The sequence below is a fragment of the Pseudarthrobacter defluvii genome, from assembly GCF_030816725.1.
GTDB lineage: Bacteria > Actinomycetota > Actinomycetes > Actinomycetales > Micrococcaceae > Arthrobacter > Arthrobacter defluvii_A.
Map to the genome: position 1 here is coordinate 930,131 of NZ_JAUSYG010000001.1, position 15,529 is coordinate 945,659.

The 15,529-nt window shown below is 67.8% G+C and carries 12 protein-coding genes and 1 pseudogene; 5 read left to right on the forward strand and 8 right to left on the reverse strand.

Annotated features, from left to right (window positions below; genetic code table 11):
• The first annotated feature begins 61 nt into the window (after positions 1–61).
• Positions 62–1,528, forward strand: coding sequence for an FAD-dependent oxidoreductase (locus tag QF031_RS04345; RefSeq protein WP_307424589.1), 1,467 nt, complete (start codon positions 62–64; stop codon positions 1,526–1,528).
• Between the two features lie 80 nt (positions 1,529–1,608).
• Here QF031_RS04345 and QF031_RS04350 read toward each other — a convergent pair whose 3' ends face one another.
• Genes QF031_RS04350 through QF031_RS04360 form a run of 3 tightly spaced genes read right to left on the reverse strand, consistent with a single transcriptional unit; the run spans position 1,609 to position 3,973 of the window.
• Positions 1,609–2,823: an SRPBCC family protein gene (locus QF031_RS04350; protein WP_307424591.1), complete on the reverse strand. Its 1,215-nt coding sequence runs from the start codon at positions 2,821–2,823 to the stop codon at positions 1,609–1,611.
• A gap of 28 nt (positions 2,824–2,851) precedes the next feature.
• Positions 2,852–3,679 (reverse strand): DUF1206 domain-containing protein, encoded by an 828-nt coding sequence (locus tag QF031_RS04355; RefSeq protein WP_307424593.1) that lies wholly within the window; start codon positions 3,677–3,679, stop codon positions 2,852–2,854.
• Between the two features lie 3 nt (positions 3,680–3,682).
• Positions 3,683–3,973: a hypothetical protein gene (locus QF031_RS04360; RefSeq protein ID WP_307424594.1), complete on the reverse strand. Its 291-nt coding sequence runs from the start codon at positions 3,971–3,973 to the stop codon at positions 3,683–3,685.
• Positions 3,974–4,132: 159 nt separating this feature from the next.
• On the opposite strand from QF031_RS04360, the gene QF031_RS04365 reads away from it, so the two are divergent.
• Positions 4,133–4,675 carry a hypothetical protein gene (locus QF031_RS04365; RefSeq protein WP_307424596.1) on the forward strand — a complete coding sequence of 181 codons (543 nt, stop codon included), beginning with the start codon at positions 4,133–4,135 and terminating at the stop codon, positions 4,673–4,675.
• Between the two features lie 87 nt (positions 4,676–4,762).
• On the opposite strand, the gene QF031_RS04370 is transcribed toward QF031_RS04365, so the two are convergent.
• From QF031_RS04370 to QF031_RS04385, 4 genes are all read right to left on the reverse strand, one after another.
• Positions 4,763–5,731 carry an IS481 family transposase gene (locus QF031_RS04370; protein ID WP_307424598.1) on the reverse strand — a complete coding sequence of 323 codons (969 nt, stop codon included), beginning with the start codon at positions 5,729–5,731 and terminating at the stop codon, positions 4,763–4,765.
• Between the two features lie 109 nt (positions 5,732–5,840).
• A complete protein-coding gene (locus QF031_RS04375) occupies positions 5,841–7,118 on the reverse strand; it encodes an AI-2E family transporter (protein WP_307424599.1) in 1,278 nt (425 codons plus the stop codon).
• Between the two features lie 116 nt (positions 7,119–7,234).
• Positions 7,235–7,915, reverse strand: a complete 681-nt coding sequence (locus QF031_RS04380; RefSeq protein ID WP_307424600.1) for a FadR/GntR family transcriptional regulator — start codon at positions 7,913–7,915, stop codon at positions 7,235–7,237.
• 4 nt (positions 7,916–7,919) lie between these two features.
• Entirely contained in the window at positions 7,920–9,242 is a 1,323-nt protein-coding gene (locus QF031_RS04385; RefSeq protein WP_307424603.1) for an MFS transporter, read from the reverse strand.
• Positions 9,243–9,378: 136 nt separating this feature from the next.
• Here QF031_RS04385 and QF031_RS04390 point away from each other — a divergent pair, with 136 nt between their 5' ends.
• Complete coding sequence (locus QF031_RS04390) at positions 9,379–10,971, forward strand: CYTH and CHAD domain-containing protein (protein WP_307424606.1); 1,593 nt, start codon at positions 9,379–9,381, stop codon at positions 10,969–10,971.
• 13 nt (positions 10,972–10,984) lie between these two features.
• Here the strand turns inward: QF031_RS04390 and QF031_RS04395 are convergent, their stop codons facing one another.
• Positions 10,985–12,424 (reverse strand): PucR family transcriptional regulator, encoded by a 1,440-nt coding sequence (locus tag QF031_RS04395; RefSeq protein WP_307424608.1) that lies wholly within the window; start codon positions 12,422–12,424, stop codon positions 10,985–10,987.
• A 169-nt stretch (positions 12,425–12,593) separates the two neighbouring features.
• On the opposite strand from QF031_RS04395, the gene QF031_RS04400 reads away from it, so the two are divergent.
• Both QF031_RS04400 and gabT read left to right on the forward strand, forming a co-directional pair.
• Positions 12,594–14,024, forward strand: a complete 1,431-nt coding sequence (locus QF031_RS04400) for an aminobutyraldehyde dehydrogenase (protein ID WP_307424610.1) — start codon at positions 12,594–12,596, stop codon at positions 14,022–14,024.
• An 83-nt stretch (positions 14,025–14,107) separates the two neighbouring features.
• Positions 14,108–15,479 (forward strand): annotated as a pseudogene (gene gabT / locus QF031_RS04405) (4-aminobutyrate--2-oxoglutarate transaminase).
• The last annotated feature ends 50 nt before the right edge of the window (positions 15,480–15,529 follow it).

Here is a 15,529-nt window from a genome sequence, read left to right on the forward strand (position 1 = left end):
GTTATGAGCGTTCAAAACGGCAAGTACTCAGCAGTCGATGCAGAAGAAAAGGAACACAGCCGTGTCATCCAGCACCACCGTAGGATCTGCTGAGCGTCCGCTGCGCGTCGCCGTCGTGGGCTCCGGCCCGGCCGGCGTTTACGCCGCCGACATCCTCACCAAGAGCGAAGCCGTCAAGAGCGGCGAGCTGACCGTCAGCATCGACCTCTTCGACCGCTACCCGGCACCCTACGGCCTGATCCGCTACGGCGTGGCCCCGGACCACCCCCGCATCAAGGGCATCGTGAACGCCCTGCACAAGGTGCTGGACCGCGGCGACATCCGCTTCTTCGGCAACGTGGACTACGGCACGGACCTCACCATCGAGGACCTCCGCAAGCACTACGACGCCGTCGTCTTCGCCACCGGCGCCATCAAGGACGCGGACCTGAACATCCCCGGCGTCGAGCTGGAGGGCTCCTTCGGCGGCGCCGACTTCGTGTCCTGGTACGACGGCCACCCGGACGTGCCGCGTGAATGGCCGCTGGACGCCAAGGAAATCGCGGTCATCGGCAACGGCAACGTGGCCCTGGATGTGGCCCGCGTCCTGTCCAAGCACGCAGATGACCTGCTGGTGACCGAAATCCCCGACAACGTCTACGCCGGGCTGAAGGCATCGCCCGTCACCGACGTGCACGTCTTCGGCCGCCGCGGCCCCGCCCAGGTGAAGTTCACCCCGCTGGAGCTGCGCGAGCTGTCGCACTCCAAGGACGTGGACATCATCCTGTACCCGGAGGACTTCGAGTTCGACGAGGAATCGGACCGCCAGATCCAGACGAACAACCAGACCAAGACTATGGTGGGCACGCTCACCAACTGGATCGCCGAGCAGCCGGAGGACCTCTCCGAGCTTAAGGCTTCGCGCCGCCTGCACCTGCACTTCCTGCACAGCCCGGTGGAGATCTACGACGACGCCGAGACGCCCGGCAAGGTGGCCGGCATCAAGTTCGAGCGCACCGAGCTGGACGGCACCGGCAACGCCCGCGGCACCGGCGAGCACGTGGACTACCCGGTCCAGGCCGTCTACCGCGCCATCGGCTACTTCGGTTCCGCCTTGCCGGACGTGGAGTTCGACCACAAGAAGGGCGTAGTCACGAACGACGGCGGCCGCGTCCTGGACACGTCCGGCACCCACGTGCCGGGCCTCTACGCCACGGGCTGGATCAAGCGCGGACCGGTCGGCCTGATCGGGCACACCAAGGGCGACGCCCTGGAGACCGTCACCTACCTGCTGGAAGACCGCGAAAACCTGCCGGTGGCTTCAGTCCCGCAGGAGGACGCTGTCACCGAACTCCTCGACGCCCGCGGCGTGAAGTTCACCAGCTGGGAAGGCTGGCTGGCACTGGACGCCCACGAGCTGGCCCTCGGCGCGGCGGCCACCGAAGCCGGCGGCTCGCACGGCGTGGAGGTCAAGCGTGAGCGCATCAAGGTGGTGCCGCGCGGGGACATGGTGGACATTTCCCGCGACGGCGTCGCCGCCCAGGTCTAGGACCTCTGAGCAAAGCAAGGAACCGCGGGGCCACCGGCCCTGCGGTTCTTGCTCTTTTAAGGAGTCTTAACCGGGCTGCGCTATTTCCCCGCCCCGCCAATGGCCATGAGCTCCAGGCGCCGCAGGGTCTCCCGGTTGCGGGCTGAAATCAGCGGGTCCCGCAGGACCTTCGGCATGAGCTTGCCCGGCCCGTGGATGGCGTCCTCGGCAATCGTCACCCGGCACTGGTTCCCGCGGTCCTCCAGTGTGATCTCCACTTTGGCCTCGCCCATGGGCCAGCCGCGCGCCACAAGTTCCAGGGAGCGGCCGGGCTCCACGGCGGTCACCTTGGTGCTGTCGTTGATGACCAGCGGCCAGGTCCCTACCGAGTGGTGCAGTTGTGCGCCGAGCCGCGGCCATTCTGCGTCCACATCCCTGATCCGGGACGCGCCCACCACCCAGCCGGAGTACAGCCAGCCGTCGGAGATGACACGCCAGACGGCGGCGGTGGACGAGTTGAACAGCAGCGAGACGGTAGACATGGAATTCCTTCCGGTGGGGCTTTCCTGAAATGTTTCGGCGCGGGCTTCGGGGCGTTTTGGGTGCTTTTCATGCACGACGGCGGGAGGTGCGGGCTGCCGTGCCGCCCGGTAGGAGGGCTTCCGCAGGCGCCGCGCCCACCCATAGGCATCAGCCCCGGGCGGCTGGTTCTCAAGCGGATCGAAACGCAAGGGGACGTCAGCAGGATCGGCCCCGGCGTGCAGCCGCAGTTCACCGCACTCGCGCCACGGCCCTCCGGGTTTGGCCCAGTGCAGCGCCAGCACCCACTCCCCGGAAGCCAGCGAACCCGGTGGGAGGCTCCGCGTCCGCAGGCCCAGCAGCACGGGGCCCCGCCGGCCGCGGTACGGCATGAGCGTGGTCAGGGTGGCGCCGGCGACATCCAGCCGCGGCATCAACAGGAACCGGCCCGGCAGGCCCCACCCGGTGGAGGCAAACAGGACGTCGGCAGGTCCGGCACCAGCCGATCCGGTAGGGGAAACCCGGAGGGCCAGGCCCAGGATGTCCGGCAGCGCCTGCGGCAGGCCCACGGACCGCGAAAAGCGGGCAGCCACCTGATCCTGGCCGGGTGAGTCCAGCCAGTCGATCCCGCTGGGGCCGGCCGGGTTGCCGGTCCTGGTGAGCTCTCCGGCCAAACCCAACCCCTTGGGGTGGATGGGCCGGTCCGGCCGTGCGAGTTTCAGGAGCCGGAAGAGGGCAGCAAAGGCCTGGCCGGCACTCCCTGTGACGGCGGAAACAACGCGCAGCTGCTGGGTCATACTTCCTTCCTACCCACAATTCGCAGGACTACATGCGGCCGAACCGGGCCCGGATCAGCGCGAAGATCCCGTAGGCGATGAAGCCGGCGCCGATCGCCACCAGCAGTGGGGGCCCGAAGGGATGGTCCTGCAGGGCCTTGAGGCTGCCGTCGAGTCCCGTGGATTCCTCTGGCCGGTGCTTGGCCGCGGCAATGATGAACAGCAGTCCCGTAAGGTCCAGCGCGATGCCTTTGGCCACGTGGCCTATGACGCCCAGGCTGTCGATGATCCGGCCCCGCCGGGTGCCGTCGAAATGGAACAGCTCTTCCTTGAAGCCGCGCCGGAGTCCCTTGACGATGAAGTAGATGCCGATGCCCAGGATGGTCAGGCCCAGGGCCACCAGGATCCAGGGCCCCGCAGGGTGGTCCATCAGGCTGGCGCTGAAGTCTCGGGTGTTGTCGCCCGAGTCGCTGCGCTGCCCCACCGCGAAGCCTGCGAAGGTCAGGCCGACGCTGCCGTACGCGATGGCCAGGAAACCCGAGGAGACCAGCTTGGCCAGCCGTTCCTTGCGCGGTTCGCGGCGCATGCGGAGCGTCGCCTCGCTGGCCTGCCATGCAGCAAGGCCCAGGCAGGCCGCCACGCACGCCCACATCACAATTGGGCCCCACGCGTTGTCTGCCAGTCGGGCGATGGCTCCCGTGGGTTCGGCCTCGCCCGGATGTCCGAAAGCGATGGCGATGGCGATGGCGCCGAGGATGACGTGGAGCAGGGCCATGACGGCAAACCCGGCGCGGGCCAGCACATCCAGGACCTTGTGGTTGGACGCCTCCTCGACAGCGTCCGCTGCCTGCCGGAGGGTAGATTCGCCGTCGGACATCCGTCAGCCGTTCATGGGCCCTTCGGCCCGCAGCTTTTCCGCGCCGGGGCCCTCAACGTGCACGGTGCAGCGGACCACCAGCTTGCCGGGGGCGTTGTCCAGCTCCACCAGCGACTCGTCGGCGCTGAGGACGGTGAACACTTCGGACCCCGCCACCACGTCCACGCCCTTGGCCTTTGCTGTCTCCCTGGCATTCCGCAGCGCCTCGCGCTCCAGTCCGTCGACGTAGCCGCTGTCACTTTCACGGGCGGGGTTCCCGAAGGCCCAGCCGAACAATGTCCCAGTGTTTCCCATGGCGACGATATTACGCGGTCGTCCCAGCCCGGAGCGGGCTTTCGTAATATTAGTAAGTGTGCTTACCATGGGCGCACCAGACCCCGATGGGACACGGCAAGTGAAGTCCGCCGCGAAGCGGCAACCCGGAATCAGTCCACAACGTTAGGAATGCACATCATGGCAGGAAATCTCATTGCCCGTTCAGTTCACGACCTGACGGCAGCAGCATGGTTTGGTGGATCCCTGATGGGCGCCATCGGGCTCAACGGGGCAGCGGCCCAGGCCAAGGACCCTGCGGAGCGCACCCGGCTTTCCAGCGCGGGATGGATGAAGTGGGCCCCGTTCCAGACCGCGGCCTTCGCCTCCCACCTGGTGGCGGACCTCGCCATCGCCTGGGAAAACAAGGGCCGCATCGCCAAGCAGGAGGGCGTGGCCCGCGACACCGTCATCAAGACGGCCGTTACGGTTGTGGGCGCCGCGGTGACGCTGTATTCGGGGATCGTGGGCAAGAAGGTGGACAAGCTTGCCGGTGAGGGTGCCGAAGGCGCCACCGAGCCGCATGCCGGTGCTTCGGACGAGCTCAAGGCCGCCCAGCAGCAGCTGAAGCTTCTGCAGTGGGCCATCCCCGCCTTCGCGGCCCTGGTGGTCATCCTTGGCGCCAAGCACGGCGAGATGCAGCGCCCCAAGAACGTCTTCGCGGGACTGCGCCGCGGCGAGTAGGGCGTAACACACAGAGCGTACGACGGCGGTCCGGCACCTCAGTGCCGGGCCGCCGCTGCGTCCGGACCAATGTGTCCGGGGGCCTGCCTAGATGTATTGACCTGTGAGGTTGGTGACGCGGCTGGCTGGTGGCTGACCTTTGAGTGAGGTGTGGCCTCGATGATGATTGTAGTGATGGAGCCAATCGGCGAAGGCGGCAACACGCTCGGCTTCTGAGCGGTAAGGACGGGCGTAGGCCCATTCATCGAGCATGGTTCGGTTGTAGCGCTCGACTTTGCCGTTGGTCTGGGGCCTGTACGGGCGGGTGCGCTTGTGTTTGATCGCCGGCCCCAGGGCGTCTTTGAAGGCGTAGGAGCGGTAGCAGGAGCCGTTGTCCGTCAGTACCCGTTTCACGGTAATCCCGTGAGACTCGAAGAAGGCGTTGGCGCGTTCCCAGAACCTGGCGGCGGTGTCCTTTTTCTCATCGGCCAGGATCTCGGTGTAGGCGAGCCGGGAGTGGTCATCAACGGCGTTGTGCAAAAACGCGTAGCCCGGTCGCCGGTTCGCGGCGGTGCCGGTCTTGTTTCTATTGCCCCCGGCTCGCCCTGTGACACGATGTCCGCCGCCGTCCGGGATCCGCCCGAGCTTCTTGATGTCGACGTGGACCAGCTCCCCGGGGCTGTGGTGCTCGTAGCGGCGGATCACCCGGCCCGTCGCACGGTCCAGCCAGGACAACCGCGCCAGCCCGAACCTGGACAGGACCCGGTGCACCGTGGAGGGGTGGATGCCCAGCAGAAAACCAATCTTTGCAGGGCCCCACCGGCGGTTGACCCTGACCGCGATGATCCGTCGTTCCCGCCGCACGGAGGTCCGCTGCGGGGACCTGACGGGCCGGCTGGAACGGTCGTTCATCCCGGCTTCACCGTGGGCCCGGTAGCGTGCGGCCCAACGGGCGGCGGTTGTCACCGAAACTTGGAACCGTTCTGCTGCCCGGCGAAGGGACCACTCGTCCTCGACGACGCACTGGGCCAGCCGAAGCCTGCCCTTGGGCGTGAGGAGCGCGTTAGCATGGGACATTGAAGACCTCCTTGTGGATCGGACTCTTAGACAAGCCCCACTCCACTCGGAGGTCTTCTTTTTGTCACCTATCCACGCCGCACGTTACTAACGTCCGTGGACAATACACCTAGACGGGTTGGGTATTGGCGGGCGGGAGGTCCGGGTTCATGTCCTTCAGATTCGGGGCTTCGGCAGTCCACACCTGGATGATGGCCCAGGCCACGGCGGCCAGGGGCACGGACAACACGGCGCCCACGATCCCGGCCAGGATGGTGCCGGCGGTCAGGGCCATCAGGATCACCAGGGCGTGCAGCTGCAGGGACTTGCCCATGACGATTGGCTGCAGGAGGTCACCCTCGAGCTGGTTGACGGCGACGACGACGGCCACCACGATCAGTGCCACCACCGGCCCGTTTGCCACCAGTGCCACCAAGGCTGCGAGGACGCCGGCGAGCGTAGCGCCCACAAGCGGGATGAACGCGGTGATGAAAACAACGATGGCGAGCGGAATGGCCAGCGGGACCTGCATGATCAGCAGTGCGGCGCCGATGGCCACCGTATCCACCAGGGCCACAATTGCTGTTCCCCGGACGTAGCCGCCCAGGACTTCCAGGGTGCGTCGGCCGGCGCGGCGGAGCTTGGCCTCCCGCTGGCCGGAGAACGGGCGGAGGAAGAAGTTCCAGATCTTGGCGCCGTCCTTGAGGAAGAAGAAAAGGATGACCACCATGAGGCTGGCCCCGGCGATGAATTCGGTCACCACGGACAATCCGGTAACGGCGCCGGAGCGGACCTGGCTGCTGGTGGCAAACTGCACCACGGCCTCCCGGGCCTGGTTGAGCTGCTCCTGCTCAATGGGGATGGGGCCGGTCAGCAGGAACTTTTCCAGTTCGTCGAGGCCGGAGGACGCCTGCGCGGCCAGTTCCCCCCACTGGTTCCGGACCGAGAAGTAGATGACGGTGGACACGCCGGCCAGGATCACCAGCAGTGCCACGAAGGCGATGCCGGTGGCCAGGCCGCCGGGTACGCCGCGGCGCCGGAGCATGTTCACGAACGGGCCGATCGCGGCGGCCAGGATCAGTGCGATCAGGACCGGAATCACCAGGAGCTTGATCTGCATCAGGGCAAAGACGGATACGGTGACCACCGCCAGGATCAGCAGGATCTGCGCTGCCCGGGTGCCAACCCTGCCCAAACCGTCGGACCACAGCGCGGCCTTGGGCTTGGCTTCGTTGGCGGCGGGGGTCGCGGCTTTCGGGGCCGGACCTCCTGCCGGGGCCGGGGCCGGGACCGCGGACTGCGGCGGCCCGGACTGTCCAGGTCCGGTTGCGCTGGACCCGTCCTGCCGCGGCTCCGGCTGTGACCGGCCGGCGCGCTGTTCTTCGGTGGAGCGTGTTGGTTTCGCCATGGAAACTCCTCAATCATTGGCGGCGCCTGCGCGGTAACCGGCAGGCATTGGTACCCAATCGGATAGTAAGCCTACTGATTGTTGTGCCATGGAAGAAACCTTGAAACCGCGGGGGATTACTCCGCCAGCCGCTCCGTGCACGAGTTCAGGTTCCGGTTGACGGTGGCCACGGCAGCTTCCTGGTCGCGACGTTCAATGGCGTCGAGCAATGTTTCGTGGCCGTCACTGGGCAGCCCGTTGAAGCCCGGCCGCCGCTGCTGCTTGAGCAGGTCATGGTGGAGGGCGGCGCCAAAGCTGGCGTAGAGCTCGTGCAGCAGGGGGTTGCCGGACGCACTGGCGATGCCTTCGTGGAAGTGCCAGTCGGCGTCCGCCCAGGCCTCGAAGTCCCCGTTCTTCCAGGCCTGGTCCCGGCTGGCGAGGAGAGCCCGCAGGGCCGTGACGTCGTCGTCCGTTGCATTCCGTGCGGCCAGCCGGGCAGCCTGGGTGTCCAGGCCCAGCCGGACCTCCAGGATGTGCTGCTCGGTGTGGTCCTGGTACATCCGGCGCGCCGCGCCGGACATCTCGCTGGTGGCGCGCACGTAGGTGCCGTCCCCGCGCCGCACTTCGAGCATGCCGCTGTGGGCGAGGGCCTTGATTGCTTCGCGGAGGGTTCCGCGGGACACGCCGAGTTCGGATATCAGCTCTGGTTCGGGCGGGATGCGCTGGTTCAACGGCCACTCGCCGGAGTGGACCATTTCCCTCAGCTTTGCCGTGACTTCGGCGGCGAGCGGCGGACGGACAGAAGGGCTCAGCGACATGTTGCTATTTTCCTTCCGGAGCGGCGGGATCCCCGGCAACGGGACCCGCAGCGGGCCCGGACGCGGTGGCCTTTCCGGACATTGCCCTGCCCGTGAGCAGGTGGGACACCACGATTTGGGCCAGGGCCAGGGCCAGCAGCAGCACCAGCGGCAGGGACCAGCCTCCGGTGGCGCTGTGCAGCAGGCCCATGCCGAATGGGCCTGCGGTGGCCAGCAGGTAACCCGAGGACTGGGCAAGGGTGGACAGGGCAGTGGTTTCGGCGGTGCTGGTTCCGCTGCGGCTGATCATCACCATCACCAGCGGGAAGATGCCCAAGCCAAAGCCCAGCAGCACAGCGGGAACGGCCGCCAGCCCCACGGGGAGGACCAGCAGGGCTGCGATCCCGGCGGCCATGGTGATGCTCACCAGGTAGAAGGCCGGACGCAGCATGCCCGGACGTGCACCGAGGGCTATCAGCACCATGCCTGCCGGGACGGACACCAGCTGCATCAGCCCGAACATCAGGCCGCTGTCGGACGCGCCCATGCCCAGGGTGGTCAGCATGTACGGGAACCAGCTCAGCAGGGCGTACGCCAGCAGGGCTTGCAGGGTGAAGATTGCGGTGAGGAGCTGGCCTTTGCGGGTCCGGAGCAGCGGCCAGGGGGAAACGTGGCCGGCGGCGGTCCGGATGGTGTGGCGGTGGGCGTGCATGGCCACGGGTACGAAACCCAGGAAGGCGGCGACGGCGGCGATGCCCACGGCGCCCACCGCGGCGGACGGGGAGCCCAGGGCTTGTGCCAGCGGAACCACCAGGACCGAAGTGAGGGTGCCGCCGGTGGTCATGGTCACCGTGTAGACGGCGGTCATGAGGGAGGTGCGGGCGGCGAAGTGCTCGCGGATGAAGGACGGCATGGCCACGTTGCAGATGGCCAGCCCCGACATGCCCACCACGCTGCCTGCCACCAGCATGCCGGTTGCAGGGATGCCGCGCAGCATCAGCCCGCCTGCCAGCAGCGCCAGCGACAGCAGGATTGCCTTCTCCACCCCCAGCCTGCCGCTCAGCCAGGACGTTGCGGCTCCGGCGACGGCGAAACAGAGGGTGGGGATGGACGGGATGATGGCCGCCACGAGCGCGCCGTAGCCCAGCACCGCCTGCAGGTCATGCAGCAGCGCGGATGCCCCGGTGATGCCGGCGCGGAGGTTCAGCCCGATCAGCACCAGCGCAATGACGCCGAACACGACGGCGGAGCGCGGCCTGGCAGGAGCCGTTGCAGTTTCCGGGGGAGCTGGCGAGGTGGCGGGCGCGTGGGCGCTGACGGGTGCGGAGGCGAAGGGAGCGGCGGGCATACGTTCAACGGTAAAGGTTAGACGTTTGATGTTTCCACGTTTGTGGCCAACCTCTCGCCGCCGTCGGCGGCTGCAATAGACTGCCAACGGACTGTCGGAAGGCCTGGCGCGGACCAGGCGGTGCGGAAGGACGGCTGTGGAGGCTTCCCGGGGACTCGAGATCGAGAAGAAGTACGACGTCAATGCCAGCGCCCAGGTGCCGGCCCTGGAGCAGGCTCCCGGGGTGGCACGTGTGGGCAAGGCACACACGGACCTCCTGGAGGCGGTGTACTTCGACACTCCCCGGCATGGCCTGGCCGGCCGCCGCATCACGCTGCGCCGCCGCACCGGAGGCAAGGACGCCGGGTGGCACCTGAAGCTGCCGCCGCAGGCAGCTGGACCGGGGGAAGGCCCCCAGCAGCGGACGGAGCTGCACGCACCCCTTGGCCGGCCCGACGTCGTCCCTGACAGCCTGCTCACCCACCTTCATGCCTATCTACGGGGTACTGTCCCGGCACCGGTGGTCCGCCTGGAAACCCGCCGCACCACCTACCCTCTCTATGGGGACGACGGCGTGCACCTCGCCGACCTTGCCGACGACCACGTGACGGCCGTGCGGCTGGAGGACGGGGCGGACGCGCCCCGCCAGGAATGGCGCGAATGGGAGCTGGAACTGGTCCACGGGGATCCGGGACTCTTCGCTCCCGTGGAGGAACTGCTCTCCGCAGTCGGCGCACGGCCGGCAGGCCACGCCTCCAAGCTGGCCCGTGCCCTGGGCGCCGACACGAAGGCGGGGAAGCGGGCCGCCGCCGGCGGGGGCCCCGCCGATGCTGCCGGCTCCGAAAGCACCCCCGCCCTCCTGGCCGGAAAGCGGGCGCCGGCCGCCGCCGTCGTCACCGTCTACGTGGGCGCCCAGATTGACCGGATCCTTGCCGGCGACGCCGCTGTCCGGGGCGAGGAACCAGACGCGGTGCACGCCATGCGTTCGGCCACCCGGCGGATCCGCTCCATCCTGGCCGCCTACTCCCGGCTCTACCGTGCCTCACCGGTGCGCAAGCTCCGAAGCGAGCTGAAATGGCTGGGCCAGCTGCTCGGCCGGCCGCGCGACGCCGAGGTCCTGCGGGAACGGCTCCGCGAACAGCTGGGCGGACTGCCGCCGGGAGACGGCATTGCCGGTGCCACGGCAGGCGTTGAGCAGCGTACCGGCGGGGATTACGACGCCGGCTACCGGCTCCTGCAGGAAGCCCTGGGATCGGCCCGCTACTTCCGGCTCCTGGACAAGCTCGAGGATTTCCGGGACAACCCGCCGGTGCGGGCCGAAGCTGTGGCTCCCGGGCGGCGGGCAGCCGCGAAGGCGGTGGACAAGGCCGCCAAACGGCTGCGCCGTTCGCACAAGGCGGTCAAGCGGGCCCGCCGCGGCAGGGAGGAAGAGCTTGCCCTCCACCGCGTGCGCAAGGACGCCAAGCGGCTGCGCCACGTGGCTGAATCTGCGGCGCTGGTGCACGGCAAACGTGCGGGCAAGGTGGCAAAGGCCGCCCACCGGCAGCAGAAGATCCTTGGCCTGTTCCAGGATGCCGTGGTGGCCCGTGACCTGCTGGAAACCATCGCCGCTGACTACAGCGATCCGGCAACCGCGGCGGTCTACGCGGACCTGCTGAACCGGCAGGAAGAACAGATGCTGGCGGCCCGCGCCCGGTACAGGAAGGCCTGGAAGAAGTCACGAGACCTGCTGGGCCACGGCGTGATCTGAGGCTGGTGCACGCCTACTTGCCCTGCCGTGCCGACAACCGGGCCACCGCCAGGGCGAGCCACAGCTGCACCCTGTCCGCGGTGATCGCGGGGTCGTAGCCGGTGAGCTCGGTGATCTGGGCCAGCCGGTAACGGACCGTGTTGCGGTGCAGCGTGAGTTCCTCCGCCACCGCAGCCACCGAACCGTTGTTGTTCAGGTAACTCTCCAACGTGGCCATCAGCTCCGACCCGTGCGCGGCGTCGAAGGACCGCAAAGGGTTCAGCGACTCGTGCGCCATATCCGCGAGCGGCACATCCTCGCTGGCCAGCAGCAGCGACGTCAGGCTCAGCCGCTCAGGTTCGTTGACCGGCAGGCCGTGGCTCGCGGCCTCCCGGGCCTCGAAGTAGCTCCAGCGGAGCCCGTTGGGCTTGGTATACGCCCCGCCGATGCCGATCGTGGCATGGATCCCGGCTTCGGCGAGGTGGTCGCTGAGCTTCCGGGCCAGCGCAGGTGCCGTCCCGCCGTCGTCATTGACCACCAGCACCAGGTCCTTGCCCACGACGGCGGCCACCGCCTTCTCCAGTTCCTGCGGCACTGAGGTGCTCCCCAAAGCCTTCCCGTGGGCGGCCGATACGGCCAGCACCACCACGTTCTTGCGGGTGCTGTTCACGCCCACGCCGGCCAGCCTGCGCTGCGCCTCGCTGGTCTCCAGCGCCCCGTGGATCACGTCCTCCAGCACCTGGCCGCACAGGGCGCGCTGGGCCTGCCGCTGCTTGACCATGTTGTTCAGCTCCACGCTGATCAGGTTCTGCGCGTAGCCGATGATGCCGGTGTCCTCGAAGGGCTGGCGCACCCACAGGGTGCAGGCATCGCGCCGGCCCGTGGGCACTGGAAAGCTGGACCAGGTATCCGCCGACGGGTGCGTGCTGCTGCTGCTGTTGTAGAGCTGCGCGGTGAACTGGGTGAGCGCAACGTCCGTGCGCAGCATGCCGCCCAGGTTCTTCAACAGCTCCGCGAGCCCGCCGCCGGTCAGCAGCGCCCGGGCCAGCACCTGGTGCCCCGCTATGAGCCGTTCCAGCTTGGCGTAGTGGTCGGCAGACTGGGTATCCGCCACCAGCTTGGTGATGGCGATGAACGGGGTCTCGTACGGCACTTCCACCACTGGAAGGCCCCACCGGTTGGCCTCCGCCAGCAGGGCCGGCGGCACTGCCTCATGCGACAGGCCCACGCCGAACCCGATGCCCACCGCGCCGGCGCGCTGCACCTGGCGGACAAAACGGCGCTGCTCAGGCGCGGACCTCAGACGCAGTCCCGTGGTGAGCACCAGTTCCCCGCCATTGAGGAACCGCTGCGGATCCTCCAGTTCGGTCACCGCCACCCAGTTGATGTCCTGGTTCCAGGTGGTCTCCGCCACGCCCGCCTTGGACAGCTTCAGGGACGTGACGCCCACCAGGGCGGCAAGGGAAATGGCCATGAAGCAAGGATAAACGTGAGCTGGGCAACCGCACTAAACCCCTTCGGGAAGGGTGTGCAGGTGGCTATTCACCCGGCTGGGGCGCTGGCATAGGCTCAAGGCAGTTCCATCCATCCGTCCCGGTTCTCCGCCCGGCCGCCGATGGCCCTTACGAAAGAGGTTGCACACCGTGGTCCAAACCTTGCAGAACTTCATCAACGGGAAGTTCGTCACCCCCGCCGGCACCACCCTGCTGGACGTGGTCAACCCCGCCAACGGCGAAGTGGTGGCCCAGGCTCCCGTATCCGTGCAGGCCGATGTGGACGCAGCGATGGCAGCCGCCAAGGACGCCTTTCGGACCTGGAAGCACGTCACCCCGGGCCAGCGCCAGCTGATGCTGCTCAAGATCGCCGACGCCATCGAGGCCAACAGCGACGAACTGGTCGAGGCGCAGCACCGCAACACTGGCCAGGTCCGGTCGCTCATCGCCTCGGAGGAAGTGGCCGCCGGCGCCGACCAGCTGCGCTTCTTCGCCGGTGCCGCCCGGATCCTGGAGGGCAAGTCCGCCGGCGAGTACTTCGAGGGCCACACCTCCTACGTCCGCCGCGAACCCATCGGCGTCGTGGCCCAGGTGGCGCCCTGGAACTACCCGTTCCTGATGGCAATCTGGAAGATCGGCCCCGCACTCGCGGCTGGCAACACCGTGGTCCTCAAGCCGTCCGACACCACTCCCGAATCCACCCTGGTGCTGGCCCGGCTCGCCGGGGAGATCCTGCCCGCAGGCGTCCTGAACGTGGTGCTTGGCACCGGCGAAACCGGAGCCATGATGGTGGAGCACAAGGTCCCCGGCCTGGTGTCCATCACCGGCTCTGTCCGCGCCGGCATCGCAGTCGCTTCCGGTGCCGCCAAGGGCCTCAAGCGCGCCCACCTGGAACTCGGCGGCAAGGCCCCGGCCATCGTGTTCAAGGACGCCGACATCAAGAAGAGCGCCGCGGCCATCGCCGAGTTCGCATTCTTCAACGCCGGCCAGGACTGCACCGCCATCACCCGCGTGCTGGTGGAGGAGTCGGTGCACGACGACGTCGTGGCAGCCATGGTGGAGCACACCCGGACCCTGCACACCGGCTCGCAGAACGACGAAGACAACTACTTCGGTCCGCTGAACAACGTCAACCACTTCAACGCCGTCACCTCCGTGGTGGAGAACCTGCCGGCAAACTGCCGGATCGAGACCGGCGGCCACCGGGCGGGGGAGAAGGGCTTCTTCTTCGAACCCACCATCATCACCGGCGCCAACCAGACCGACGACGTGGTGCAGAAGGAAACCTTCGGTCCCGTGATCACCGTGCAGAAGTTCAGCACCGAGGAAGAAGCCGTGGCCATGGCCAACGACGTTGACTACGCCCTCGCCTCCAGCGTCTGGACCACCAACCACGGCACCGCCATGCGGCTCAGCCGCGACCTGGACTTCGGTGCCGTCTGGATCAATACCCACATCCTCCTCACCGCCGAAATGCCCCACGGCGGCTTCAAGCAGTCCGGCTACGGCAAGGACCTCTCCATGTACGGCGTGGAGGACTACACGCGCATCAAGCACGTCATGTCCGCGCTGGATGCCTAATCCCCACCGGCGCCCTAACCTCGCTCCGCTTCGGCCAGGGAACCCGGCCGGCGTGGGCCCACCAGTAAAAGAAAGAAAATCCCATGACCACCACCGCATCAGACATCACCTACCGCCTGGAGCAGAAGCGCCGCGTCCAGGCTGACTTCCCCGGTCCCAAGTCCGTGGCGCTGACTGAACGCCGCAAGTCCGTGGTGGCTGCCGGCGTCGCCTCCAGCGTCCCGGTCTACGTTGCAGACGCCGACGGCGGCATCATCCAGGACGTCGACGGCAACTCCTTCATCGACCTCGGCTCGGGCATCGCCGTGACCAGCGTGGGTGCCTCCGACCCCGCCGTCGTGGGCGCCGTCAAGGAGGCCGTGGAGCACTTCACCCACACCTGCTTCATGGTCACCCCCTACGAGGGCTACGTTGCCGTCGCCGAGCAGCTGAACCGCCTTACCCCTGGCGACCACGAAAAGCGCACCGTCCTCTTCAACTCCGGCGCCGAGGCAGTGGAAAACGCCATCAAGGTGGCCCGCCTGGCAACCGGCCGGGACGCCGTCGTCGCTTTCGACCACGCCTACCACGGCCGCACCAACCTGACCATGGCGCTGACCGCCAAGGCCATGCCGTACAAGACCAACTTCGGCCCCTTCGCCCCTGAGGTCTACCGGATGCCTATGAGCTACCCGTACCGGGAGGAAAACCCTTCCATCACGGGCGCCGAGGCCGCCAAGCGCGCCATCACCATGATCGAGAAGCAGATCGGCGGCGACCAGGTTGCGGCGATCATCATCGAACCCATCCAGGGTGAGGGCGGCTTCATCGTCCCGGCCGAGGGCTTCCTGCCTGCCCTCGCCGCATGGGCCAAGGAGAAGGGCATCGTCTTCATCGCCGACGAGGTCCAGTCCGGCTTCTGCCGCACCGGTGAATGGTTCGCGGTCAACCACGAGGGCGTCGTTCCGGACATCATGACCCTCGCCAAGGGCATCGCCGGCGGCATGCCGCTGTCTGCCATCACCGGCCGGGCGGACCTGCTCGACGCAGTGCACCCCGGTGGCTTGGGCGGCACCTACGGCGGCAACCCGGTGGCCTGCGCGGCAGCACTGGCCTCCATCGGATCGATGGAGGAGTACGACCTCAACGCCCGTGCCCGCCACATCGAGGAACTGGCCCTGGGCCGGCTCCGCGACCTGCAGGCCGAGCTGGCCGGCGGCGGCAGCTCCGTGATCGGCGACGTCCGCGGCCGCGGCGCCATGCTCGCCGTCGAACTCGTCCAGGCCGGCTCGAAGGAGCCGAACCCTGAACTGACCAAGGCTGTTGCCGCCGCGTGCTTGAAGGAGGGGGTCATCATCCTCACGTGCGGCACCTACGCGCAACGTCATCCGCCTGCTGCCGCCGCTGGTCATCACCGATGAGCTGCTCGCAGACGGTTTGGAAGTCCTCGCCGCCGCCATTAAGGCCCACGCCTAAAGGCTGCAGGCAAGGCAACGGAAAAGGGCAGCACCCCACGGGGGTGCTGC